At 62.8% G+C, this 23,834-nt stretch carries 20 protein-coding genes and 2 tRNA genes; 14 read left to right on the forward strand and 8 right to left on the reverse strand.

Going from position 1 to position 23,834, the window contains the following annotated elements:
* Positions 1-2: 2 nt before the first annotated feature.
* The 5 genes from ACT7B3_RS04925 to ACT7B3_RS04945 all read right to left on the reverse strand — a co-directional run bounded on the left by ACT7B3_RS04925 (position 3) and on the right by ACT7B3_RS04945 (position 3,327).
* Positions 3-215: a tail protein X gene (locus ACT7B3_RS04925; RefSeq protein ID WP_103970402.1), complete on the reverse strand. Its 213-nt coding sequence runs from the start codon at positions 213-215 to the stop codon at positions 3-5.
* On the reverse strand, positions 215-685 hold the full coding sequence (locus ACT7B3_RS04930) for a head completion/stabilization protein (RefSeq protein WP_445157076.1): 471 nt from the start codon (positions 683-685) through the stop codon (positions 215-217). The genes ACT7B3_RS04925 and ACT7B3_RS04930 overlap by 1 nt, the downstream gene beginning before the upstream one ends.
* 95 nt (positions 686-780) lie before the next feature.
* The gene (gene gpM / locus ACT7B3_RS04935) at positions 781-1,461 is read right to left on the reverse strand and encodes a phage terminase small subunit (protein WP_445157077.1); all 681 of its coding nucleotides are present in this window, start codon (positions 1,459-1,461) and stop codon (positions 781-783) included.
* 9 nt (positions 1,462-1,470) lie between these two features.
* The gene (locus tag ACT7B3_RS04940; RefSeq protein ID WP_445157078.1) at positions 1,471-2,493 is read right to left on the reverse strand and encodes a phage major capsid protein, P2 family; all 1,023 of its coding nucleotides are present in this window, start codon (positions 2,491-2,493) and stop codon (positions 1,471-1,473) included.
* Between the two features lie 15 nt (positions 2,494-2,508).
* Positions 2,509-3,327 carry a GPO family capsid scaffolding protein gene (locus tag ACT7B3_RS04945; protein WP_445157079.1) on the reverse strand — a complete coding sequence of 273 codons (819 nt, stop codon included), beginning with the start codon at positions 3,325-3,327 and terminating at the stop codon, positions 2,509-2,511.
* A 154-nt stretch (positions 3,328-3,481) separates the two neighbouring features.
* Between ACT7B3_RS04945 and ACT7B3_RS04950 the strand changes: the two genes are divergently transcribed.
* From ACT7B3_RS04950 to ACT7B3_RS04970, 5 genes are all read left to right on the forward strand, one after another.
* Positions 3,482-5,266: a terminase large subunit domain-containing protein gene (locus tag ACT7B3_RS04950; protein ID WP_445157080.1), complete on the forward strand. Its 1,785-nt coding sequence runs from the start codon at positions 3,482-3,484 to the stop codon at positions 5,264-5,266.
* Positions 5,263-6,309 carry a phage portal protein gene (locus ACT7B3_RS04955; protein WP_445157081.1) on the forward strand — a complete coding sequence of 349 codons (1,047 nt, stop codon included), beginning with the start codon at positions 5,263-5,265 and terminating at the stop codon, positions 6,307-6,309. Before ACT7B3_RS04950 ends, ACT7B3_RS04955 begins: the two co-directional genes overlap by 4 nt.
* 131 nt (positions 6,310-6,440) lie before the next feature.
* Positions 6,441-7,202, forward strand: a complete 762-nt coding sequence (locus tag ACT7B3_RS04960) for a DNA adenine methylase (protein WP_445157082.1) — start codon at positions 6,441-6,443, stop codon at positions 7,200-7,202.
* 1,488 nt (positions 7,203-8,690) lie between these two features.
* On the forward strand, positions 8,691-9,299 hold the full coding sequence (locus ACT7B3_RS04965; protein ID WP_445157083.1) for a hypothetical protein: 609 nt from the start codon (positions 8,691-8,693) through the stop codon (positions 9,297-9,299).
* Between the two features lie 120 nt (positions 9,300-9,419).
* Positions 9,420-10,019, forward strand: coding sequence for a hypothetical protein (locus tag ACT7B3_RS04970; RefSeq protein WP_445157084.1), 600 nt, complete (start codon positions 9,420-9,422; stop codon positions 10,017-10,019).
* A 10-nt stretch (positions 10,020-10,029) separates the two neighbouring features.
* Here the strand turns inward: ACT7B3_RS04970 and ACT7B3_RS04975 are convergent, their stop codons facing one another.
* Entirely contained in the window at positions 10,030-10,623 is a 594-nt protein-coding gene (locus tag ACT7B3_RS04975) for a helix-turn-helix domain-containing protein (protein ID WP_445157085.1), read from the reverse strand.
* Positions 10,624-10,851: 228 nt separating this feature from the next.
* Between ACT7B3_RS04975 and gltX the strand changes: the two genes are divergently transcribed.
* The 3 genes from gltX to ACT7B3_RS04990 all read left to right on the forward strand — a co-directional run bounded on the left by gltX (position 10,852) and on the right by ACT7B3_RS04990 (position 12,673).
* Entirely contained in the window at positions 10,852-12,333 is a 1,482-nt protein-coding gene (gene gltX / locus ACT7B3_RS04980) for a glutamate--tRNA ligase (protein ID WP_445157086.1), read from the forward strand.
* A 168-nt stretch (positions 12,334-12,501) separates the two neighbouring features.
* Positions 12,502-12,577: transfer RNA gene (locus ACT7B3_RS04985), tRNA-Ala, on the forward strand.
* A 20-nt stretch (positions 12,578-12,597) separates the two neighbouring features.
* Positions 12,598-12,673: transfer RNA gene (locus ACT7B3_RS04990), tRNA-Glu, on the forward strand.
* Positions 12,674-13,150: 477 nt separating this feature from the next.
* Here ACT7B3_RS04990 and ACT7B3_RS04995 read toward each other — a convergent pair.
* Together ACT7B3_RS04995 and gltA are read right to left on the reverse strand one after the other, a co-directional pair.
* On the reverse strand, positions 13,151-14,035 hold the full coding sequence (locus tag ACT7B3_RS04995) for an NAD(P)-dependent oxidoreductase (RefSeq protein ID WP_445158842.1): 885 nt from the start codon (positions 14,033-14,035) through the stop codon (positions 13,151-13,153).
* A 133-nt stretch (positions 14,036-14,168) separates the two neighbouring features.
* On the reverse strand, positions 14,169-15,452 hold the full coding sequence (gene gltA / locus ACT7B3_RS05000; RefSeq protein WP_444678165.1) for a citrate synthase: 1,284 nt from the start codon (positions 15,450-15,452) through the stop codon (positions 14,169-14,171).
* Between the two features lie 458 nt (positions 15,453-15,910).
* Between gltA and sdhC the strand changes: the two genes are divergently transcribed.
* The 6 genes from sdhC to odhB all read left to right on the forward strand — a co-directional run bounded on the left by sdhC (position 15,911) and on the right by odhB (position 23,803).
* Positions 15,911-16,288, forward strand: a complete 378-nt coding sequence (sdhC, locus tag ACT7B3_RS05005) for a succinate dehydrogenase, cytochrome b556 subunit (protein ID WP_444678164.1) — start codon at positions 15,911-15,913, stop codon at positions 16,286-16,288.
* Complete coding sequence (sdhD, locus tag ACT7B3_RS05010; protein WP_444678163.1) at positions 16,282-16,629, forward strand: succinate dehydrogenase, hydrophobic membrane anchor protein; 348 nt, start codon at positions 16,282-16,284, stop codon at positions 16,627-16,629. The genes sdhC and sdhD overlap by 7 nt, the downstream gene beginning before the upstream one ends.
* A 3-nt stretch (positions 16,630-16,632) precedes the next feature.
* On the forward strand, positions 16,633-18,405 hold the full coding sequence (sdhA, locus tag ACT7B3_RS05015; protein ID WP_444678162.1) for a succinate dehydrogenase flavoprotein subunit: 1,773 nt from the start codon (positions 16,633-16,635) through the stop codon (positions 18,403-18,405).
* Positions 18,406-18,418: 13 nt separating this feature from the next.
* Positions 18,419-19,123, forward strand: coding sequence for a succinate dehydrogenase iron-sulfur subunit (locus tag ACT7B3_RS05020; RefSeq protein WP_444678161.1), 705 nt, complete (start codon positions 18,419-18,421; stop codon positions 19,121-19,123).
* 270 nt (positions 19,124-19,393) lie between these two features.
* Positions 19,394-22,225, forward strand: coding sequence for a 2-oxoglutarate dehydrogenase E1 component (locus ACT7B3_RS05025; protein WP_445157087.1), 2,832 nt, complete (start codon positions 19,394-19,396; stop codon positions 22,223-22,225).
* Positions 22,226-22,267: 42 nt separating this feature from the next.
* Positions 22,268-23,803, forward strand: coding sequence for a 2-oxoglutarate dehydrogenase complex dihydrolipoyllysine-residue succinyltransferase (odhB, locus tag ACT7B3_RS05030; protein WP_445157088.1), 1,536 nt, complete (start codon positions 22,268-22,270; stop codon positions 23,801-23,803).
* Positions 23,804-23,834 lie beyond the last annotated feature (31 nt).

The raw sequence follows: 23,834 nt of genomic DNA on the forward strand, positions 1-23,834 counted from the left end.
GTTCAGTCCCACAGCTGCACGGCAGGCGGGCGCTGGGGAGTCGGTGTGAGGTCGGGTAGGCGCACCGCGGTGCCTTGGGGTAGCACGGGGCCGAGCGTGGCCAAGCCGGGGTTGAGCTCGAGCACTTGCTCCGTGATGCCCTGGGTGCGGCCGAAGTGGCGGTAGCAGAGGGCGTCGACCGTGTCGTGCTGGTGGGCGTGGACGGTGCGCGGCATCAGATCAACTCGACGGTGCTGTGCGGCCGGCCTTCGATCTCGGCGATGGCCCAGACGGCGTCGCGGCGATAGCTCTCGGCAGGGTCCACCAGACGCTCGGCGCGATCCCGGCCGCTGTTGGTGGCATCGAAGTCGGCGTAGCGCTCGATCAGGCTGGCGTGGGCCATGGAGTAGACGGCGCGCTGGTAGAGGCCGAGGTAGACACCGGGCGCCTGCCAGATCGGCACCGGTACCTCGGCTACCGTGGCGTGGCCGGTCGCGACCTGACTCGCCTGCCAGTCGCGCAGGGTGCGGTTGACCGTGGCGACGGCGGCGAGCAGGGCGCCTTCCAGCCGATCGGCGGTGACGGTGCCGTCCAGGCGGTGTCGGGCGCGAAAATCCGCCGGCACGATATCGGGCCAGAAGCCGTTGTTGGCGATGGCCTCGGGATCCTGACTGCTGGCGGTACCGGTGGAAACGAAGCTGTTCATCGGCTCTCCTGGTTAAGAAGGGGGTGGGCGGCTTGCACCTCGAGGTGGAACCTTCGGTGCCGGCCGCGCCCCCTTGGCGTCGGCGGTCGACTCGGTCAGCCGCTGGGCTGTTCGGTGGTGGTTTTCTTGATCTCTCGGGCGATCTGCTCGAGGTCGCGCTTGACGCCCACGCGCTCGTTCAGTTCGATCGCCCGCGTGAGGTGCTGCTGGGCCAGCTCGAGCTGGCCGGCGTCGCGCGCGGCGTACCCCAGCGACTTGTGGAGCTTGGCGCGGATCTGGTCGTGCATGTCCGCTCCGGCGGAGAGGGTTTCCACTTCGCTGAGCAGGTCGAGAAGCGCGGCGGCATCGCTGCTTCCGGACTCGAGCTGCTTGAGTGCCTGGTCGGCAACTTCCTCGGCGATGACGGCCGCCGTGCCACGCTCGAACTGGTCGGGCGGGTTGAGGCCATGGGCGAGGGCGTAGCGGGCGATCTCGACGGCGCCGGCCAGGTCGCCGGCGTCGATGCGCCAGAGCATGACGCGCATCAGCACGTCGTCCTGGGCGCCCTGACCCCGCTCGAGCACGCCGGCAACGTAATCGGCGTACTGGGGCAGGATCTCGCGCTTGATCTCGGCCTTGCGTTCCATGGACTGAGTCGCCTTGAGGCGGCGGTAGTCCTCGAACAGGGCGGCCTGCATCAGTTCAAAGGCGTCGCCCTGCATGGGCTGTTCGCCGGCGTCAGCCGCGGCGAGGGCCGCGGTGACGCGCTGAAAGTGTCGGCGGGCTGGGCTGGTCATGGCGCTTCCTTACTCCCCGCTGGTGAAGTCGCCGAGCTCGATGTTCTCCACCAGGCAGCCAGCACCGAAGTCCTCGACCACGTAGGCGTCGTTCGAGCTCTCGTAGTTCTCGATGCGGTTGCGCTTGGGGTTCTCGCTGACGTGGCGGCGACGGGCACCGTTCTGCCAGTAGATCGAGAGGTTATCCAGCGTGGTGACCATGAGGGCGTTTTCGGGGAAGAAGGGCACGTCCATGCCCTGCTGACCGCCGATGCGCCGCTGGCTGATGACCACGTCGGCGGCCATCTGCTCGCTGGGCGGCTGCTCGGTGTTGATCAGCGGGAAGTACTTGTCGGACATGAGGTTGCGACCGACCAGCACGACCAGGCCCGGCACGCGGCGATACCAAGGCTCGATCAGGCTGTGCACGGCGTCGTAAACCAGGGCGTCGAGGTTGAGATAGTCGCCGCCCTTGCCCACACGCACCTTGCCGGCGACGTTGCCCGCCTTCATCACACGAGCCTCGGCGTGCAGGCGGTACTGCTGCAGCCAGCCGATGTTCACGTCCTGAAGCATGGGGTTGGTAGCACGGTTGGTCTGGGCCGCGGCGGTGGTGCCGTTGAAGCCGATCGCCATGCGGTCCAGTGCCTGCTGACGCACGATGGCGTCGCGGATCATGGCTTGGAAGTTGGGGAACTTGGCCCAGGCATCGATCTTGTTGTAGCCGAGATGGGTGTCGAACTCGGTGAAGCGGCACTCGTAGCCGTGCGGGTCGAGGGTAGTCAGATCGCGAGTCTCGCGGTCCTTCTGGCTGACGTCGGTACGCCCGGCGATCGGGCCGGAGATGCCGAGGCCGAGCTTCTCGCCCTTCAGCTCGTCAACGCCGATGATGTTGATCCGCGAGAGGAAGTCGCTCGACTCCTGGATACGCTTCTCAAGGCGCTGCTGGATGGTCGGATCCACGGCGAACTTCTGGGTGGCATCCGGCACGCCATTGAGCTTGGCCACCTGGGCGGTGAATTGGTTGAACAGTACGCGAGTGTCGTTGCGCATGAGCGGGTCGGTTCCTTAGCAGTCGGTGACCATGCCGCCGTCGGTGCCGGTGGCGCGGGAGCGGTGGTGCTGGGGGGCGGGTTCGTTGTCGAGTCGGGTGAACAGCTCGTCGAAGCGCTGTTTCAGCTCGTCGTGAGCGGCTTGCAGGGTGCTGAAGGCATCGCCGGTGGGACGCTTGGCCAGCTCGCCTTCGAGCGCGGTGTGCTTCTCGACGAAGAGCGCGAGGGTCTGTTGCAGGTCGGCCTGGAAGGCCGCGAGCTCATGCTTGTGCTTGCCGCTGTGTTTGCTGAACAGCGCCTTCACGGTGTCGAGCAGGCTGGCACCGGTCTCTTCCGGCTGCTCTTCGGTGAAGTCGAGGGTGGTCTCGATGGCGGCTGAGAACAGGTTCTCTGGGCGCTGCTTGCGAGCGGCCAGCGGGGAGTTTTGGCCCTGCTCGGCGCTGAACTTGAGCATTGAGGTGCCGAGCGAGGCGGGAGTGTCGGTGACGGCCAGGCCCACCAGGTAGGCTTCGCCGCTGTCGGCGAAGTCGGGGTCGACTTCCATCGACGTGTAGACCTTTTGGCGCTTCTGAACCATGGCCTTGAGTTCGTCGGTGGGGTCGATCTCGGCGAACAGGGCCAGCTTGCCGTCGTCGTCTTTCTCCACTTTCAGAGCGGTGACATCGCCGTAGGCCTTGAAGGGGCTGTCGGGCAACACGCCCTTGATGTGTTCCAGATTGATCCGGCAGCCGTATTTCGCCGGATTGAAGTTGTTGGCCATCTGCGTGAGCCACTCGGCGCTGATGGTGCGGCCATCGGTGGTGGCGCCTTCGGTTGCGATGCGATGCCAGGGCATGAGGGGTCCTCGGCGGGAGTTGTCTGGGTGCGGTGCGCTAGTGCCGTCAGGTTCCGCGCCCGTGGGGCGAGGCTCAACGCGCGGCGGGTGTGTGAGGCGGGACTTACACCAGGCCCGCTGCTATGGGCTTCGCGCGCGCGGGTACGCTGGGCGCATGACGACAGCCGCCCCCGACCTGGACAATCTCGACGCTTCGCGCCACTCCGCCCGGCACCTCTACTGGATGGGCTGGCGGATCGCGCGTATCGCCGAGCACCTGGACATTCCCCGGGCCACCATCGACAGCTGGAAGAAGCGCGATGGCTGGGACGAGGCCTCGCCTAGCCAGCGGGTGGAAGGCGCGCTCGAGGCGCGCATGGTCCAACTGATCTGGAAGGAGCGGAAGGAAGGGAAGGACTTCAAGGAGCTGGATTTGCTCGGTCGTCAGATCGAGCGCCTGGCCCGGGTCCACAAATACGAGCGCACGGGCAAGGAGACCGACCTCAACCCCAACATCGAGCGGCGCAATGCCGGCGAGAAGCGCAAGCCGGCGCGCAACGATGTGGGCGACGAGGGGGTGATCCAGATCGTCGAGGCCTTCGAGGCGTCGCTGTTCGATTACCAGCGCGCCTGGTACCGGGCCGGCCAGCATGAGCGGATCCGCAACCTGCTCAAGTCGAGGCAAATTGGGGCCACTTGGTACTTCGCCAGGGAAGCGATCGCTGACGCGATGGAGACCGGCAAGAACAAGATCTTCATGTCAGCCAGCAAGGCCCAAGCGCATATCTTCCGGCACTACATCGTGCAGTTCGTGAAGGAGATCACCGGCGTCGAGCTGAAGGGTGATCCGATCATCTTGGCCAACGGTGCAGAGCTCCACTTCCTCGGCACGAATGCAAAGACGGCACAGGGCTATCACGGCGACACGTACTTGGACGAGTACTTCTGGATCCACGGCTTCGAGCAGTTCCGGAAGGTGACCAGCGGCATGGCCATGCACAAGCGCTGGAAGCAGACCTACTTCTCGACGCCCTCGAGCGTAGCCCACGAGGCCTATCCGTTCTGGACCGGTGACCGCTTCAACAAGCGGCGCAAGAAGTCCGAGCGGGTGACGATCGATGTCAGTCACACCGCGCTGAAGGGCGGGGCGCGCGGTCCGGATGGCCAGTGGCGCCAGATCGTGACGATCGAGGATGCGATCGCTGGCGGATGCGACCTGTTCGATATCGACCAGCTGCGGCTGGAGTACTCCGACGATGAGTTCGCGAACCTCTTGATGTGCGAGTTCGTGGACGACACCCAGAGCGCCTTCCCGCTGGCCATGATGCAGAAATGCATGGTCGACAGCTGGGACGTATGGCGGGACATCAAGCCGTTCGCACCGCGGCCCTATGGGGAGTTTCCGGTCTGGGTCGGCTATGACCCAGCCGGCGATGGCGAGGAAGGCGATGGGGCGGGGCTCGTCGTCGTCGCTCCGCCACGCACGGCCGAGGGCAAGCATCGCGTACTCGAACGGCACCGCATCAAGGGGCGCGACTACGAGGCACAGGCGGAGTTCATCCGCGGCGTGACGCGCCGCTACAACGTCACCTTCATCGGCATCGACACCTCGGGGCTGGGCGAGGCCGTGGCCCAGCTGGTCGCCAAGTTTTTCCCCACCGTCACGCGGTACCGCTACACGCCCGAGGTCAAGGCGCGCCTGGTGATGCAGGCCCAGCAGATCATCAACAAAGGGCGCCTGGAGTTCGATGCCGGCTGGGCAGATCTTGCTCAGTCCTTCATGGCGATCCGGCGCGAGCTCACCGCCTCGGGCCGCCACCTGACCTACACCGCAGGGCGCAACAGCCAGACTGGGCACGCCGATCTGGCGTGGGCCACGATGCACGCCCTGCACAACGAACCGCTGGACGGGCCGGTTTCCCTCGGTACCGGGCGATCAATGATGGAGATGTACGGATGAGCGAAACGCTTGTTGAGAAGCCCCGGGTGCGCGTGCCGGCCTACCGCGTCGAGGAGCCGGCCGCAGCGGCACCGCCCCGAGTGGAGGCCTTCAGCTTCGGCGATCCGGTACCGGTCATCGATGGCTACGATTTCTTCTACACCGGTTGCTGGATGATGGGGACCGAGTGGTATGAGCCTCCGGTGGACTTCCCTGCACTGGCGCAGACCTATCGCGCCACGGCGCACCACGGATCGGCGATCCAGGTGAAGCGCAACATCCTGGTGCGTTCATTCATCCCGCATCGGCTGCTCAGCCGGCAGGCCTTCAGCGCGCTGGTGACCGACTACCTGGTCTTCGGCAATTGCTACCTCGAACGGATCTGGGGTCGCCTGGGCAAGCTGCTCGAGCTGCGTCCGGCCCGGGCCAAGTACGTGCGTCGTGGCGCTGACCTGGAGCGTTACTTCTGGGTGCCCAACTGGTCGGATCGCAGCGAGTTCGCCGCCGGCAGTGTGATCCACCTGCTCGAGCCGGATCTCAACCAGGAGGTCTACGGCGTGCCGGACTACCTGGGTGCGCTGCAGTCGATTTACCTCAATGAGAACGCCACGCTGTTCCGACGCAAGTACTACCTCAACGGCTCTCACGCCGGTTTCATCATGTATGTCTCGGACGCGGCGCAGAACCAGGAAGACATCGATGCCATGCGCACCGCTCTGAAGGAGAGCAAGGGCGTCGGCAACTTCCGCAACCTGTTCCTCTACTCGCCGAACGGCAAGAAGGACGGCATCCAGATCATTCCCATCTCGGAAGTCGCCGCCAAGGATGAATTCGCCGCGATCAAGAACCTGACCCGAGATGACCAGCTCGCCGGCCACCGCACGCCGCCGCAGCTCATGGGCATCATTCCCAACAATACCGGTGGCTTCGGCGACGTGGAGAAGGCAGCGCGGGTGTTCGTGACCAACGAGCTCGAGCCGGTGCAGGCCATCTTCACCGAGATCAACGATCGCCTGGGGGAAGAGGTGGTGCGGTTCCGACCGTACTCGCTCGAGCCGACCTGAAAGAAAGCGCTCGCAGACAAAGCTGCAAGCGCCTGTCGCTCATGAATCGTCCCTGATCCTGTGGAGCTTCCTACTCCCTGACCGACAACGAGAGGATAACCAAAAACTGGATAAATGAACAGGTATCAAGGATGCAATCGAAACCGATTCTCCCATGGATGGGAGGCAAGCGACGCCTGGCCAAGCAGATCATCCCGCTGTTCCAGAAGCACACCGCCTACGTCGAGCCCTTCTGCGGTGGCGCCGCGGTATTCTTCATGAAGTCCCCTAGCCAGGTCGAAGTGATCAACGACGTGCACGGTGAACTAGTCAACCTGTACCGCGTGGTCAAGCATCACCCCGACGAGCTCGTGCGGCAGTTCCGCTGGGGGCTGGTGAGCCGTGAGGAGTACCTCACCCAACGTCAGATCGATCCTCGCCACCTGACCGACATCCAACGCGCGGCCCGGTTCTTCTACCTGCAGAAGCTGGCTTTCGGTGGCAAGGTGGCAGGGCAGACCTTCGGCACTTCTGCCACCAGCCCACCGCGCCTAAACCTGATGCGGATTGAGGAAGATCTCAGCACGGCACATCTGCGCCTGGCCCGCACTGTGGTGGAGCACCTGGACTGGGCCGAGTGTATGCGGCGCTACGACCGGCCGGGCACGCTCTTCTACCTCGATCCGCCCTACTGGGGCACCGCTGGGTACGGCAACGACTTCGGGCTCGAGCAGTATCACCTTATGGCCAGCCTGACACGCGAGGTCAAAGGGCAAGTCGTCATCAGCGTAAACGACGTGCCGGAGATGCGAGAGGCCTTCGAAGGCCTGACGATCCACACCACCAGCATCCGCTACACCGTCGGCCGGGAAGCAACCGACCAGCGGGGGGAGCTGATCATCACCAACCGATGACCAGCGCCTACCTCTTCCAACAGCCGCCCAACCGGGCGGCTTTCTCATGCCAACACCATCAGCCAGACAGGCGGAGCACGCCCCCTGGCGCGCCGTCGACTCCCCGCCCCGCCTGCGCGCTAAACCTGTCGCTTTTTGGGCACCCATGCAGCGGAGCGGAAGCCGCACGGATCCTGGGCGCTCTGGCGGTTTCAGCTGGTCCTGAAGTCTTGCGGAATCATGCGAAATTGAACGACCTGCCAGGACTTCGAAAAGCACGAAGAGATGAGAGTGGCTCTCAGGAAGGTGGGGGGTGTTCGGAAAAAGGTAATAACGGTTAGGTCGGTGAAAGGCGTCTGTAAGTCACTGTTCTAAAAAGAGGCTGTCATTACCTCTCAGGGGTTAGAAAAGGTAATGAAAAAGGTAATGGATTTCTAAGTGACTGAAAAATAATGGTTTCTTTATAGCCCAAAATCACCCAAGGCAGGGGTAATGGCATTACCTCATCATTACCTTTTTATTACCTTTTTGAAATGCTATATTTTATTTATAATTCAATTACTTACGATTTGTTTGTGAAGTTCATTACCTTTCTTACCCTTTTCCGGACCCCCCACCAATTTTGGCGATAGGCCAACCACGCGCCCATGCATGCGCGCGTAATACATGCGCGTCATTCATTCATCGTGCTCTATCAGTTGCTCAGCTCGTGCCGGCGGGAGTCTAGGGGTGGATTGCTAGGATGTGTTGGTACTTTTTTGGCACTAAAGGGCTGAAAGCCGCGTGATATCTAAGGTGAACTCCGATCCATCATCGGGGCTACGGAAAAGGTACGGTCGAGCTGACGCATCGGTATCACGGGTTGGGAGTGGTCGCGCATTTTACCAGCCTGCCGGCGGCTGCGTTAGACCGTCGCCTCCCGCGTTTAACAGGCCAGCTTCCTTGGGCAGAGGCGGCCGGGCGGCGCTTGTAGGTTATTTCTTACAAATAAATAGCTAATTTCCTACAGTTTTGTTAACGCATGTTAATTCGTCATTTGTAGTGAAATGTCACTTTAGGCGCCGAGGAGCACGGACGCTCTTGCAAGGAAGCGGGTCAGGACGACCAGCCCATCCAGGGATGCATGAACATGAGGTTCATGGCAGGCAAAAGGACTTGGGATCGAAGCCCGACGAGCGTCGGGCTTTCTCATGGCCCTTGCGCTGTGCTGTCCGGTTCTTGCCCTTGGGCAGTCATTCAATGCTTCCCGTCATTCACGGCCGGCCGCTTCGGTCACCTTGCCGCCGTGAGGGGCGCATTGCTATTACCTTCATGCCACCCCATCGGGGCGCAGTCGCCAGGGAGCACGCTGTGCACATGATGAGCTGTCATCGACCGTCATGACGGTGGCAGGTTGCTGCTGAATCGCATCTCTCGCTGTGCCCGCTGGGTGCAGCAATGAGCTGCGCGCCGGTTTTATCGAGGAGTCGAATTCAACATCTAAGAATAGCTAGCGCAGGAGGAAGGGACATGTTCAGGATGAATTGGAAAAAAAGGCTAGGAATGCTCGAGCGCAAGGCGCCGGCGTTCGCTTTGTTACTCTTCATGACGTTTGCGTTGGGAAATGCGCTGTGGCCCTTGCATTCTGCCATTCGGGTCGCAGAAGGGCAGGGGCAGGAGCCAAGGCAGGCGCAATATCAGCAAGCCCGGCTTGCCTACACCGCTGGTGTAGCCGAGCTCGTGGTCAACCATAGCTATCTCTTTGACTTGTCACAGGGCATCCTGGAGAACAAGAAGCTCTATTGCCTCATGGGGGAGTTCCTGCAGCAGAGCTCCGACGCCATGCCCGTCTCAGCCGAAATGCTCAGCCGCTACGCCAACCTGTGTAATGTCTTCAGCACGGCAGTGGACATGTTGGATACCTACGCGGACCGTATGGCCCAGCATGAAGGCCTGCCGCCGACGCTGTATCGCTTCACCTTCAAGGAGCGCGGTGAGGTTAAGGAGGTCGGGCCTTTTTTCACCCTGCAGGAGTGCGGTGAGATCACGTCGCGCATGACCTTCCTGGAAGTCCAGGTATCGGCCTGCGTGCCCTATGAAGACTGGCATTACCCCTACATCTTTTCCCAGCACAGTTAGTCGGAATCGCCCCATTGCCTGAGACGCAAAGTGCCGGCAAGCCCTTTCCCGTTGACCGGCAGGACGAACTGACCGCCGCGATGGTAGTCTAGAAAGGCACGAATCGTCTGGAGGATGCCCATGAAGACACGCCGTCGACTGGTCTATGCGGGAGGTATCATGCTGCTGCTGGCGGGCTGTGGCGGGGATGACAATGGGGATGAGGCGACCAACGGAGCGCTGCAGGAGCCGCAAGGCGTTGAGGCGCCGCCGCCAGACGAAGCCGAGCCGCCGGTCGCCGAGGTGGCGCCCGTCGACCCGCTTGAGGTGGAGGTCGAGGCTTCGGCCTCGCTGCGCCCCGACAGACGGTTGATGGTGGAGGGCGAGACCAACCTGCCGGATGGCGCGCTGCTGCGTATCGTCGTCGAGCGTGAACTCAGCGGCGTGCGCTGGCAGTCGCGCACCAGCGTGCAGCAGGGTGGCTTCAACGCAGGACCTTTCGGCCCGGGCAGCGGCCTGCCTGATGGCGGCTATACCATCAATGTGCTGTTGACTGAGGCCAATGTGCAGCCTGCCGGTGTTCGCGAGCGTATCGGTGAACAGGGGCAGTATCTGGCCGGTCCCTTGGTTCAGACCTCGCGGCATGGGTTGGGTCAGACCATTGCTTATTCCCATCGTTTGCTGATCGGCAGCGAGCCACGCCGTACCAGCGATCGCGTCGAGGTGCTGCAAGTTGATTGAAGGCGCCGACTCAGGCCAGGGTAGACCGCCACCGGGCCAGCAGCTTGCCCACCACCCGGGCCTGGTTGCCAAGCGGCTGCGGAACGTCACCCAGCCGGCCGGAACGTTGGCACAGCAGCTTGCCGCTGATGCTCTGCTCGAGCCTGCCGATGAACAGGGTGTCGTCTTCAATCAGGTAGTGCCCGGGCGCCTCGAACGCTTCGGTAGCGCCAAAGGCTGCCAGGTCTCCTCTCTCGAGGTAGTCGAAATGCACCCCAGGGGCGGGCGTGACCAGATACCATTCTCCCTGCCAGTGGGTTCCGGGAGGCAAGGCCTGATCCAGGTTGGCAGAGTGCGCGCCAAGGTTCAGCCAAGGCACGGGCGGGGTGCTTTCCAGCACGAGGATGCCGGTTGCTGGCCGGGGGGCGTCGTCGAGCAGCGCCTGCAGGGAACAGCCCAGTGCGCCGGCTAGTGCCAGCAAACGCTCGTGACCGATCTGCTTGATCGCGCCCGACTCCCAATAGGAAACGGTGACATCCGAAACGCCGACCTGTCTGGCCAGAGCGGCCTTGTTCAGCTTGGCCTGCAAGCGGAGTCGCTTGATTCGATTACCCAGGGATTCCATCTTTCAGCCTGCCAGACAAGATCAGAGTAAGAGTGAGAATGGTCATGTACCTTTGCGGTCTGTGCAAATTCGGCAATCAACGTTAAAAATCCTTTTGTAGATGTTTCGGCCTGTCTGGGGGCTCGCCGCAGCGCCTGATAGGTGTGGGGGCATATGCCGAGCGCGGCTGTCGGACTCTCGGCAGGTGCGTATAATGCCGTCATGCCATCCACAACGGATAAGGACGACATGACCGTACGTACCCGTATCGCGCCATCGCCGACCGGCGATCCCCACGTCGGCACGGCTTATATCGCGCTGTTCAATCTCTGCTTCGCACGACAGCACGGCGGGCAGTTCATCCTTCGTATCGAGGACACCGACCGGGTTCGTTCAACGTCGGAATCCGAGCAGATGATTCTCGATTCGCTGCGCTGGCTGGGTCTCGAGTGGGACGAGGGGCCGGACGTGGGCGGTCCGCACGGGCCTTACCGGCAGAGCGAGCGCGGCGAGATCTATGCTGAGCATGCACGCAGGCTGATCGAGGCTGGGCACGCCTTCCGGTGCTACCGCACCAGCGAGGAACTCGACGAGCTGCGCGAGGCCCGCAAGGCGGCCGGTATGCACCTGGCGCTCAAGCCTGCCGACCTGGCGCTGCCGGAGGACGAGCGTGCCCGCCGCGAGCGGGAGGGCTGGCCCTATGTCGTGCGCATGAAGGTGCCGAGCGTCGGAACCTGTGTCATCGATGACATGCTGCGCGGTCCCATCGAGGTGGATTGGGCGCAGGTGGATGCGCAGATCCTGCTCAAGTCGGATGGCATGCCCACCTATCACCTGGCAAACGTCGTCGACGATCACCTCATGGGCATCACCCATGTGCTGCGCGGTGAGGAGTGGATCAACTCGGCACCCAAGCATCAGCTTCTTTATGACTACTTCGGCTGGCAGATGCCAGTGCTCTGCCACATGCCGCTGCTGCGCAACCCCGACAAGTCAAAGCTTTCCAAGCGCAAGAACCCGACCTCTATCAACTATTACCGGCGCATGGGCTTCCTGCCCCAGGCGGTGATCAACTACCTGGGCCGCATGGGCTGGTCAATGCCCGATGAGCGCGAGAAGTTCAGCCTCGACGAGATGATGACCCACTTCGATATCCAGCGTGTGTCGCTGGGCGGTCCGGTGTTCGATCTCGAGAAGCTCACCTGGCTCAATGGGCTTTATATCCGCGAGGATCTGGATGATCAGGCTTTCCTCAAGGCCCTGATGACATGGGCCTTCAACGAGGAGTACCTCCGCGAGATCCTGCCGCAGGTGAGGACACGGGTGGAGACGCTCTCTCAGGTCGCGCCCCTGGCAAGCCACTTCTTTTCTGGCTTGCCGGCACTCAAGGACGAGGACTTCGACGGCGTCAAGCTGGACCGCGAGGAGCTCGTTAGGCTGCTGCAGTTCCTGGTCTGGCGCTTCGAGGCCGTGCCCGCCTGGGACAAGACGCTGCTGCTGGAAGAGGTGAAGGCGCTTGCTGGGCACTTCGAGCTGAAGATGAAGGACTTCCTTGCGCCAGTGTTTATCGCGATCACCGGTTCGGCGTCGAGCACTTCCGTCATGGATGCCATGGCCATACTCGGTTCCGACGTAACCCGGGCCAGGCTGCGACATGCCATCGAGGTGCTGGGTGGTGTCTCGAAAAAGCAGGCCAAGCGCTTCGAGAAGGAGTTCCGCGAGCTGGCCTAAGGCCTCTCGTTTCGCGGCTCTGCCATCGTGTCCCTGGCTTCGTCGTGTCACTGGCCTGGTTGCCTCTGTTCCAACTGCGGAGGCTTCATGGACCCGAGCTGAGAAGCGGAATAGGTGTTGACGGAGGCGAGGCGAATCAGTACTATACGCCTCGTCTTCGCGACATGTGGGGCCTTAGCTCAGCTGGGAGAGCGCGACACTGGCAGTGTCGAGGTCAGCGGTTCGATCCCGCTAGGCTCCACCATTTCTCGTCAAGAGACTTGCGTCCCATTCGTCTAGTGGTCTAGGACACCGCCCTTTCACGGCGGGAACAGGGGTTCGAACCCCCTATGGGACGCCACTTCTAGCTCTCAATTTCTGCAAGATCTCTATCAGTATTCTCTTCTGATATTTCGCCTGAGCCCCTGCCCGGAACATCCGTGCGGATGGTTTCCTGTTGCGTTCTTCGTGCCAAAGCACTGGTTTTTTCAGTGTTTAGAGGTTGACTTGTCCACTTGTTCAGTGCTGGCCCCGCCTGGCTGTGGGTAATCGCCTGGCTGACGGCTTGCGCCCTCGCATCTGCAAAAAATCTATTTAAATCAATGCACTAAAATTGGTCAAAAAATGACCAATCTAAGCCCGGGCCCCTGATCATGCCGATTCGATGGGGTTATAGGAGGGTTTTTAACAGGGTTATCCACAGAATGTGTGGAAAACGCTGGGCGGCCTGAGATGGGGCGCCGGCAACGTGAAAAATGGCGTATGTCAAGCGGGCGAGGTGAGATTTTTGATGCTTTACGTAACGGGGTGCGGCGCGGTGCGCAGCACCCCGAGTGCGTCATCCGATCGCGCGCAGCCGCTTGAGCAGAGCTGACGTGTCCCAGCGCCCTCCGCCCAAGGACTGGACATCACCATAGAACTGATCGACCAGCGCAGTGACCGGAAGCCGGGCCTGGAGCCGCCGAGCCTGCTCTAGGCAGATGCCAAGATCCTTGCGCATCCAGTCGACGGCGAAGCCGTGCTCGTACTCATCGGCGATCATTGTCTTGTGGCGGTTCTCCATTTGCCAGGAGCCGGCAGCGCCCTTGGAGATCACGTCGATGACCCGCTGCTGGTCGAGCCCGGCCTGTTCGGCGAAATGCAGTCCTTCGGCGAGGCCCTGCACCAAGCCGGCGATGCAGATCTGATTGACCATCTTCGTCAATTGCCCGCTGCCGGCCGGACCCATGAGCGTGACCGCCTTGGCATAGCAGCGAAGCGTGGCTTCGGCCCTGGTAAAGTCCGCCTCGGTGCCGCCGCACATGACCGTGAGGGTGCCATTTTCCGCGCCCTGCTGGCCGCCGGACACGGGAGCGTCGAGGAAGCCGATGCCGCGCGCGCGGCAGGCGGCGTCCAGTTCAGCGGCCAGGTCGCAGGAGGCCGTGGTGTGGTCGACCAGCAGGCTGCCTTCGTGCATGCCGAGAAGCGCTCCGTCACTCCCCGTGGTGACGTGGCGCACATCATCGTCGTTGCCGACACAGACCAGCACGAGATCGGCGCCCTGGGCGGCCTCCCTCGGCGTGGTGTGATGGCTGCCGCCATGCTCCGCGACCCAGGATTTGGCTTTGGTCTCGGTGCGGTTGTAGACGCGTACGTTAAGCCCTGCGCGGGCCAGGTGGCCGGCCATGGGAGAGCCCATGACGCCAAGCCCGATAAAGGCGACGGTGATAGCGGCGTTGCTCATTGGTGCTTCCTCTTCATAGGTGATGCTGCATGCGGAGCGGGAGGAGGGCGCCAGTGCGCCGAGGCCAAGACGCATGAAGCCGCCCGAAGGCGGCTTCATGACATGGCGCCCCGCTAGGGTCGCGGCTGCCGGCTTACTTGGCAGGATAGTCGCGCTGCGGGTGGCCGGTGTAGAGCTGACGCGGGCGACCGATCTTGTAGTCGTTGGACAGCATCTCGTGCCAATGGGAGATCCAGCCGATGGTGCGCGACACGGCGAAGATCACCGTGAACATATTGGTCGGAATGCCCATGGCCTTGAGGATGATGCCTGAATAGAAGTCGACGTTCGGATACAGCTTGCGCTCGATGAAGTATTCATCTTCCAGCGCGATCTGCTCCAGGCGCTTGGCGATCTTCAGCTGCGGATCGTCGATACCCAGCTCTGCCAGCACCTCGTCACAGGTCTCCTTCATCACCTTGGCGCGCGGATCGAAGTTGCGGTAGACGCGGTGGCCGAAGCCCATCAGCTTGAACGGGTCGTCCTTGTCCTTGGCCTTGTCGATGAAGCGCTGGATGTTCTCTTCGGAATCATCGCCGATCTCGTCGAGCATCTTCAGCACCGCTTCGTTGGCGCCGCCGTGGGCCGGGCCCCACAGCGCAGCGATGCCGGCGCTGATGCAGGCGAAGGGGTTGGCGCCGGTGGAGCCTGCCAGGCGCACCGTGGAGGTCGAGGCGTTCTGCTCATGATCGGCATGCAGCATGAAGATCCGATCCATTGCCTTGGCGTAGACCGGGTTGACCTTATATTCATCGCACGGGGTGCTGAACATCATGTAGAGGAAGTTCTCTGCATAGTTCAGGTCATTGCGCGGATAGTTGAACGGCTGGCCCACATTGTACTTGTAGGACATGGCCGCAATGGTCGGCATCTTGGCGACCAGGCGAATCGCGCTGATAACGCGATCCTCTTCCACCGTGATATCCATGTGGTCGTGATAGAAGGCCGCCAGGCCGCCGACCACGCCGCACAGGATCGACATCGGATGGGCGTCGCGACGGAAGCCCTTGAAGAAGTTGTTGATCTGGTCGTGCACCATAGTGTGGTTGCGGACCCGTGACTCGAAGTCGGCGTACTGCTCGTCGTTGGGCAGTTCGCCGAACAGCAGCGTGTAGCACAGCTCGACGAAGTTGGATTCCTTGGCCAGCTGGTCGATCGGGTAGCCGCGATGCAGCAGCACTCCCTTGGCGCCGTCGATATAGGTGATCGCCGACTGGCAGGAGGAGGTGGCCATGAAGCCCGGGTCGTAGGTGAACAGGCCTTCGGCGCCAAGGCCGCGTACATCGACCACGTCAGGCCCGAGGGTGCCTGAGTAGACTGGCAATTCGATGGTTTTCTCCAGGCCGTCTACCGTCAGTGTCGCTTTCCTGTCAGCCATTCTGGCCTCCTCTCGAAGTCGAATTGATCGTTAACCTGTTCTTTCGCAAACCCTGTTGGACGGGTTGGTCGGCGAAAAAGGTTCGCCCACTATAGAAGCGTTCCCGGGATTGTCAATTAGGCATAAGTGACTGCTTTGTTGTGCGGGATTTCCTATACAATACAAGCTTTGTATAGATAATGGTGCTTTGCATCAGTCCCGTCTGAAGGCGGCGCGATGCGGCGAGGCGGCCGTTTCCGGCGTGCAATCGCCAAGGGCAGCAGCAGCTTGAACCATGGTCGAGTTCCGCCGGAGTGTATTTGTCACTGGGTGTTCATATCCCTATAATCCACTCCGCGCGACTGGCAGGTACTCGTTGTCATGCCCGTCCCGGCAGCGGCGAGCCCCCTACCTCAAACCACCGCCCGCTTGAGCCTGGTCCCACTGCAAGAGCGAGCCAAGAGAGTGTGTATAGAGCCGTGAATAGCAAACGACCCGTCAACCTAGACCTCACCACGATACAGTTTCCGCTACCCGCCCTTACGTCGATCGCTCATCGGATCAGCGGCGTCATTCTTTTCGTGGGCCTCATCTTTGCCTTCTGGGCCCTCGACAAGTCGCTGTCGTCACCGGAAGGCTTCATCGCCGTCCGCGATACGCTGGCCAACAATGTCCTGGCCAAACTGATCGCCTGGGGTCTGCTGTCCTCTCTGGCGTTTCACTTTGTGGCCGGCATCACCCATATGCTGATGGACGCCGGTTATGGCGTGACCCTGGAAGGGGGCACCAAGAAGGCGCAGATCACCGTGGTGGCGAGTGCCGTTCTGATCATTCTGGCGGGAGTCTGGGTATGGTAACCAACATCACCAATCTGGGTCGCAGCGGCCTCTCCGACTGGCTGATCCAGCGCGTAACGGCGGTCATTCTCGCGCTCTACACGGTTTTCATCGTCGCGTACCTGCTCTTCAATCCGGGCCTCGACTACATCACCTGGAGCAACCTGTTTGCCCAGACCTGGATGCGCATCTTCTCGCTGCTGGCGATTATCTCCCTCGTCGCCCATGCCTGGGTGGGTCTGTGGACCGTGACCACCGACTACCTCAAGTCGACCGGCCAGCGTATCGGCGCCCAGGTCGTCATCATCCTGGCCATCTTCGTGTTCCTGGTTTGGGGCATCATTGTTCTTTGGGGAGCCTGATTCATGCCTACCATGCGTACCTTGTCCTACGACGCCATCATCATCGGCGGTGGCGGCTCCGGTCTGCGGGCCGCGCTAGAGCTGGCCAAGTCCGGCAAGAAGACCGCCGTGCTCTCCAAGGTCTTTCCGACGCGCTCGCACACCGTGTCCGCCCAGGGCGGCATCACCTGCGCCATCGCCTCGGCCGACCCCAACGACGACTGGCGCTGGCACATGTACGACACGGTCAAGGGCGGTGACTACATCACCGACCAGGACGCCGCCGAGTACATGTGCTCCGAGGGCCCCAAGGCCGTGTTCGAGCTGGAGCACATGGGGCTGCCATTCTCGCGTTTCGATAACGGCCGTATCTATCAGCGCCCGTTCGGCGGCCAGTCGAAGAACTTCGGCGAAGGCGGCCAGGCGGCGCGTACCTGTGCCGCGGCCGACCGTACCGGTCACGCCCTGCTGCACACCCTTTACCAGAACAACCTGAAGAACAACACCGTGTTCCTCAACGAGTGGTTCGCGGTGGACCTGGTCAAGAATGCCAACGGCGACGTGGTCGGCTGCATCGCCATGTGCATCGAGACCGGTGAGGTGGTGCACGTTCAGTCCAAGGCCACGGTGCTCGCCACCGGCGGCGCTGGCCGCATCTACGCCTCCACCACCAATGCGTTGATCAATACTGGTGACGGCATCGGTATGGCGCTGCGCGCCGGCTTCCCGATGCAGGACATGGAGATGTGGCAGTTCCACCCGACCGGTATCTACGGCGCCGGCGTGCTGGTCACCGAAGGCTGCCGTGGGGAAGGCGGCTACCTGGTCAACAAGGACGGCGAGCGCTTCATGGAGCGCTATGCGCCCAACGCCAAGGACCTCGCCGGCCGCGACGTGGTGGCGCGTTCCATGGTCATGGAGATCCTCGAGGGCCGCGGCTGCGGCGAGAAGGGCGACCACGTCTACCTCAAGCTCGACCATCTGGGCGAAGAGGTGCTTAACAAGCGCCTGCCCGGCATCAGCGAGCTGTCCAAGATCTTCGCCCACGCCGACCCGGTCAAGGCGCCGATCCCGGTCGTGCCGACCTGTCACTACATGATGGGCGGTATTCCGACCAACGTGCATGGCCAGGCGATCATGCAGGACGCCGACGGCAACGACCGCATCGTCAACGGCCTTTTCGCCTGCGGCGAAGCAGCCTGTGTATCGGTGCATGGAGCCAACCGCCTGGGCGGCAACTCGCTGCTCGACCTGGTGGTGTTCGGCCGCGCTTCCGGCATGTTCATCGAAGGCGCACTCAACGAAGGCATCGATTACCTGGCGGCCTCCGAGTCCGACGTCGAGGCGGCCATGCAGCGCATGACCCGCTGGAACGAGTCCAAGGGTGGCGAATCCGTGGCGGCGCTCAAGACCGAGCTGCAGAGCATCATGCAGAACGCCTTCGGCGTGTTCCGCCAGGAGGATCACATGCAGGAAGGCGTCAAGAAGCTGGCCGACCTGCGCGGTCGCATCGGCGAGGCGCACCTGGTCGACAAGTCCGGTGCCTTCAATACCGCCCGCGTCGAGGCGCTTGAGCTCGACAACCTGATGGAAGTGGCCGAAGCTACCGCCATCGCCGCTCTGGAGCGCAAGGAGAGCCGCGGCGCCCATTCGCGCTACGACTACCCGGATCGCGACGACGCCAACTGGCTGAAGCACTCCATGTACTTCCCGGCCGAGAAGCGTGTCGGCAAGCGTGACGTCAACTTCAAGCCGAAGACCGTCGCCACCTTCGAGCCGAAAGTCCGTACCTACTGAGGGGAGTCACGAGATGCTTCAGGTATCCATTTACCGCTACAACCCGGAAACCGACTCCGCGCCCTACATGCAGGAGTACCAGCTCGACACCCAGGGCCGTGACCTGATGGTGCTGAACGTGCTGGAGATGCTCAAGGCCCAGGACACGACCCTGGCCTTCCGTCGCAGCTGCCGCGAGGGCGTGTGCGGCTCCGACGGCATGAACATGAACGGCAAGAACGGCCTGGCCTGCATCACCTCGCTGTCCGACGTGGTCAAGGACAACAAGCTGGTGCTGCGCCCGCTGCCGGGCCTGCCGGTGGTGCGCGACCTGGCAGTCGACATGGGGCTGTTCTACAAGCAGTACGAGCGCATCCAGCCGTACCTGCAGAACGACACCCCGGCGCCGGCCATCGAACGCCTGCAGTCGCCGGAGGACCGCGACAAGCTCGACGGGCTCTACGAATGTATCCTGTGCGCCTGCTGCTCGACCTCGTGCCCGTCGTTCTGGTGGAATCCGGACAAGTTCGTCGGCCCGGCCGGTCTGCTGCAGTCCTACCGCTTCCTGGCCGATTCGCGCGACACCGCGACACGCGAGCGCCTGGCCGAGCTGGAGGATCCGTTCAGCGTGTTCCGCTGCCGCGGCATCATGAACTGCGTCGCCGTCTGCCCCAAGGGGCTCAACCCGACGCGGGCCATCGGCAAGATCCGTGACATGCTGCTGGCCAATGCCACTTAAATCGTGGCGCGGGGCTTGCTATCATGGCAGCCGGCTTCTGGCCGCGACGCGCTGTCGCGGTTGGAAGCGTCAAGCATGTTACGCATGCCAAGCATAAAGAGAGCCGGTGCCTTGGGCGCCGGCTCTCGACCATGGATTTCCAGGTTTCTGGCCGACGGTCGGATTCGCCGGGTAATGAAGACGCCCCCTCCCGGCAGGGCATCAGCCAAGCCGCCGCGGCTGGCCCGTGACGGCGCCGACAACACCCCATCAGTGTAGGGTGACCGAGAGATGCAACAAGGCATAATGGAGTTGATGTGGAACAGCTCCCATGTGAGCGGCAGCAACGTTCACTATGTGGAAGCGCTCTACGAGCAGTACCTCGACGACCCAAGTACCGTGCCCGACGAGTGGCGAACGTACTTCGACCAGCTGCCCGGCGTCGAAGGCGGTGCCGCCCACGATGTCCCCCTCAGTCCTGTGCGCGAGCAGTTCCAACAGTTGGCTCGTGCACGCCGGACTGCCACGGCAGCCTCCGCCGACAGCGATGAAAACCGAAAGCAAGTCAAGGTGTTGCAGCTGATCAACGCCTACCGCTTCCGGGGCCATCAGAAGGCCGATATCGATCCGCTCAAGCTGCGCAGCCAGGCCTCGGTGCCTGACCTCGACCTCTCCTTCCACCAGCTTTCCAAGGCCGATCTGGATACCGAGTTCCAGACCGGCTCTTTCTTTCTGGGAATGGACAAGGCGCCGCTGCGCGAGATCGTTGACGCCCTGGAGCAGACCTACTGCCGCTCCATCGGCTGCGAGATCATGCACATCGTCGATACCGAGGAGAAACGCTGGCTGCAGCAGCGCTTCGAGTCGGTGCGCTCGGCTCCCAAGTTCAGCGACGAGGTGCGCAAGCACCTGCTGGAGCGCCTGACCGCGGCGGAAGGCCTGGAGAACTATCTGGCCTCCAAGTACCCCGGCACCAAGCGCTTCGGCCTCGAGGGCGGCGAATCGTTCATACCGATGATGGACGAGATCATTCAGCGCGCGGGGGGGTACGGGGTCAAGGAAGTGGTCATCGGCATGGCCCACCGTGGCCGCCTCAACCTGCTGGTGAATATCCTCGGCAAGAATCCGTCTGAGCTGATCGACGAGTTCGACGGCAAGAAGCTGATTGAGCGCGGTTCCGGCGACGTCAAGTACCACCAGGGCTTCAGCTCCAACGTGATGACGCCTGGCGGCGAGGTGCACCTGGCGCTGGCCTTCAACCCCTCGCACCTGGAGATTGTCTCCCCGGTGGTCGAAGGTTCGGTGCGGGCTCGCCAGGATCGCCGCGACGACTTCGAAGGCACCAAGGTACTGCCGATCAACATCCACGGCGATGCCGCCTTCGCCGGCCAGGGCGTGGTCATGGAGACATTCCAGATGTCCCAGACCCGTGCCTACAGGACCGGTGGCACGATCCATGTGGTGATCAACAACCAGGTCGGCTTCACCACCTCGAATCCGCAGGACACGCGCTCCACCGAGTACTGCACCGACATCGCCAAGATGGTTCAGGCGCCGATCTTCCACGTCAACGGTGACGACCCGGATGCGGTGCTGCATGCCACCCAGGTGGCGCTGGACTTCCGCCAGCAGTTCCGCAAGGACGTGGTCATCGACCTGGTCTGCTATCGTCGTCGCGGCCACAACGAGGCCGACGAGCCCTCCGGCACCCAGCCGATGATGTACCAGAAGATCAAGGATCACCCCTCTTCACGCACCCTCTATGCCCAGCGTCTGGTGGAGCAGGGCGTGGTGAGCGAGGAGGAGACCCAGGCGATGGTCGAGACCTATCGCGAGGATCTCATGGCCGGCAACCATGTCGCCAACGCCCTGGTGCAGGAGCCCAACACCTCGCTGTTCGTCGACTGGAAGCCTTACCTCGGCCACGAGTGGAGCGGTCATGCCGACACCGGCGTCGAGATGAAGCGCCTGCAGCGGCTCGCTGCGAAGATGTGCGACATTCCCGACGGAGTCGAGGTCCAGCGTCAGGTCGCCAAGATCTACGAGGACCGTCGCAAGATGCAGGCCGGCGGACTGGCCTTGAACTGGGGCTTCGCCGAGACCCTGGCCTACGCCACCCTGCTCGATGAAGGGCATCCGGTGCGCATCACCGGCCAGGACGTGGGCCGCGGCACCTTCTCCCACCGCCATGCCGTGGTGCACAACCAGAAGGACGGCAGCACCTACGTGCCGCTGCAGCACATGGCCGATGGCCAGCCGCGCTTCACCATCCACGACTCCTTCCTCTCCGAGGAAGCGGTGCTGGCGTTCGAGTATGGCTATGCCACCACGGCGCCCAACGATCTGGTGATCTGGGAGGCGCAGTTCGGCGACTTCTTCAACGGCGCCCAGGTGGTGGTCGACCAGTTCATCTCTTCCGGCGAGACCAAGTGGGGGCGGCTGTGCGGCCTGACCATGTTGCTGCCCCACGGCTACGAAGGGCAGGGGCCGGAACACTCTTCCGCGCGCCTGGAGCGCTTCCTGCAGCTGTGCGCCGAGCACAACATGCAGGTCTGCGTGCCGACCACCCCGGCGCAGATCTTCCACCTTCTGCGCCGCCAGGTAATCCGCCCGTTGCGCAAGCCGCTGGTGGTGATGTCGCCCAAGAGCCTGCTGCGCCACAAGGAGGCGATTTCCAGCCTCGACGACCTGGCCAACGGCCACTTCCAGATGGTGCTGCCGGACCAGGGCAACCTCGAGGCCAAGCGAGTCAAGCGGGTCGTCATGTGCGCCGGCAAGGTCTACTACGACCTCGCCGCGTGGCGTGAGGAGAACGCCTGCGAGGATACCGCCATCGTGCGTATCGAGCAGCTGTACCCCTTCCCGAAGGAAGAGCTCTTCGAGGCGCTCAAGGAGTACGACAACCTCGAGACCGTGGTGTGGTGTCAGGAGGAGCCGCTCAACCAGGGTGCCTGGTACCCGAGCCAGCATCACATGCGTGCCGTGGCCGACATGCTCAAGAGCGGCCTGGGCGGCAGCCTGAAGTTTGCCGGACGCCCGGCATCGGCGGCACCCGCGGCGGGCTACATGTCCGTGCACACCGAACAGCAGCGCCAGCTGGTGGAAGACGCCTTTACCCTCTAAGGCGACCCACCGGGACGAGAGAGAACATACAAGGGAAACGACATGGCTACCGAGATCAAAGCGCCCACCTTTCCGGAATCCGTTGCCGAAGGCAGCGTGGCCGCCTGGCACAAGAAGCCAGGTGACAGCGTCGAGCGCGACGAGCTGATCGTCGAGATCGAGACCGACAAGGTGGTGCTCGAGGTGCTGGCGCCGGAAGCCGGCACGCTGACCGAGGTGATGGCCGAGGAAGGCGACACCGTGCAGTCCGAGCAGATCCTGGGCAAGATCGGGGCGGCGGGTGCCAAGGGAGGCGAGAGCAAGGGTGGCAAGGCCGATGCGAAAGCCGAGGCCAAGGCTGCGCCGGCTGCCGGCGGCAAGTCTCACCAGGTGAAGGCGCCGACCTTCCCCGAGTCGATCCAGGAAGGCACCGTGGCCACCTGGCACAAGAAGGTGGGTGAGGCGGTCAAGCGCGACGAGGTGCTGGCCGACATCGAGACCGACAAGGTGGTGCTGGAGGTGGTGGCGCCCGCGGATGGCGTTATCGCCGAGATCAAGGCTGAGGAGGGTAGTCAGGTGGCCTCCGAAGAGGTGCTGGCAATCTTCACCGAAGGTGCCGGCGGCGAAGGTGCTTCCGCCGAGTCCCATGGCGACGAGGACGAAGCCAGTGCCGGCGGTGACGCGGACGAGAAGATCGGCGACAAGATCCTGGCGCCGGCAGCGCGCAAGCTGGTGGCCGAGCACGATCTCGACGTCAGCAAGATCGAAGGCACCGGCAAGGGCGGCCGCATCCTCAAGGAGGACGTGCAGCGCGCCGTGCAGGCCGGTTCAGCCAAGAAGAGCGCCGCGCCTGCCGCCGCGCCGAAGCAGGCCGCAGCGGCGCCGGCCTTCGAGGGCGAGCGCCCCGAGAAGCGCGTGCCGATGAGCCGCCTGCGCCAGACCATCGCCAAGCGCCTGGTCCAGGCCCAGCAGACCGCCGCCATGCTGACCACCTACAACGAGGTGGACATGGGTGCGGTGATGGATCTGCGTGCACAGTACAAGGACGCCTTCCAGAAGAGCCACGACGTCAAGCTCGGCTTCATGGGCTTCTTCGTCAAGGCGGCCTCCGAGGCGCTCAAGCGCTTCCCGGATGTCAACGCCTCCATCGACGGCACCGACATCGTCTACCACGGCTATCAGGACATCGGCGTGGCAGTTTCCACCGAACGTGGCCTGGTGGTGCCGGTGCTGCGCGACACCGACAGCATGAAGATCGCCGACGTCGAGAAGGGCATCGTAGACTTCGGCAAGCGGGCGCGTGACGGCAAGCTCGGCATCGAGGAGATGCAGGGCGGTACCTTCACCATCACCAACGGCGGCATCTTCGGCTCGCTGATGTCCACGCCGATCCTCAACCCGCCGCAGACCGCCATCCTGGGCATGCACAAGATCCAGGAGCGTCCCATGGCCGTCAAGGGTAAGGTCGAGATCCGCCCGATGATGTACCTGGCCCTGTCATACGACCACCGTATGATCGACGGCAAGGATGCGGTGCAGTTCCTGGTCACCATCAAGGAACTGCTCGAGGATCCGGCTCGCCTGCTGCTGGATATCTGAGGCGCTGCCGCAACGGACTCAAACGCGAACC

The organism is Halomonas sp. E14, from assembly GCF_052568415.1.

Coding starts and splice junctions, on each gene's coding strand:
- ACT7B3_RS04925 (WP_103970402.1), bottom strand. CDS start 215: ATGCCGCGCACCGTCCACGCCCACCAGCACGACACGGTCGACGCCCTC.
- ACT7B3_RS04930 (WP_445157076.1), bottom strand. CDS start 685: ATGAACAGCTTCGTTTCCACCGGTACCGCCAGCAGTCAGGATCCCGAG.
- gpM (WP_445157077.1), bottom strand. CDS start 1,461: ATGACCAGCCCAGCCCGCCGACACTTTCAGCGCGTCACCGCGGCCCTC.
- ACT7B3_RS04940 (WP_445157078.1), bottom strand. CDS start 2,493: ATGCGCAACGACACTCGCGTACTGTTCAACCAATTCACCGCCCAGGTG.
- ACT7B3_RS04945 (WP_445157079.1), bottom strand. CDS start 3,327: ATGCCCTGGCATCGCATCGCAACCGAAGGCGCCACCACCGATGGCCGC.
- ACT7B3_RS04950 (WP_445157080.1), top strand. CDS start 3,482: ATGACGACAGCCGCCCCCGACCTGGACAATCTCGACGCTTCGCGCCAC.
- ACT7B3_RS04955 (WP_445157081.1), top strand. CDS start 5,263: ATGAGCGAAACGCTTGTTGAGAAGCCCCGGGTGCGCGTGCCGGCCTAC.
- ACT7B3_RS04960 (WP_445157082.1), top strand. CDS start 6,441: ATGCAATCGAAACCGATTCTCCCATGGATGGGAGGCAAGCGACGCCTG.
- ACT7B3_RS04965 (WP_445157083.1), top strand. CDS start 8,691: ATGTTCAGGATGAATTGGAAAAAAAGGCTAGGAATGCTCGAGCGCAAG.
- ACT7B3_RS04970 (WP_445157084.1), top strand. CDS start 9,420: ATGAAGACACGCCGTCGACTGGTCTATGCGGGAGGTATCATGCTGCTG.
- ACT7B3_RS04975 (WP_445157085.1), bottom strand. CDS start 10,623: ATGGAATCCCTGGGTAATCGAATCAAGCGACTCCGCTTGCAGGCCAAG.
- gltX (WP_445157086.1), top strand. CDS start 10,852: ATGACCGTACGTACCCGTATCGCGCCATCGCCGACCGGCGATCCCCAC.
- ACT7B3_RS04995 (WP_445158842.1), bottom strand. CDS start 14,035: ATGAGCAACGCCGCTATCACCGTCGCCTTTATCGGGCTTGGCGTCATG.
- gltA (WP_444678165.1), bottom strand. CDS start 15,452: ATGGCTGACAGGAAAGCGACACTGACGGTAGACGGCCTGGAGAAAACC.
- sdhD (WP_444678163.1), top strand. CDS start 16,282: ATGGTAACCAACATCACCAATCTGGGTCGCAGCGGCCTCTCCGACTGG.
- sdhA (WP_444678162.1), top strand. CDS start 16,633: ATGCCTACCATGCGTACCTTGTCCTACGACGCCATCATCATCGGCGGT.
- ACT7B3_RS05020 (WP_444678161.1), top strand. CDS start 18,419: ATGCTTCAGGTATCCATTTACCGCTACAACCCGGAAACCGACTCCGCG.
- ACT7B3_RS05025 (WP_445157087.1), top strand. CDS start 19,394: ATGCAACAAGGCATAATGGAGTTGATGTGGAACAGCTCCCATGTGAGC.
- odhB (WP_445157088.1), top strand. CDS start 22,268: ATGGCTACCGAGATCAAAGCGCCCACCTTTCCGGAATCCGTTGCCGAA.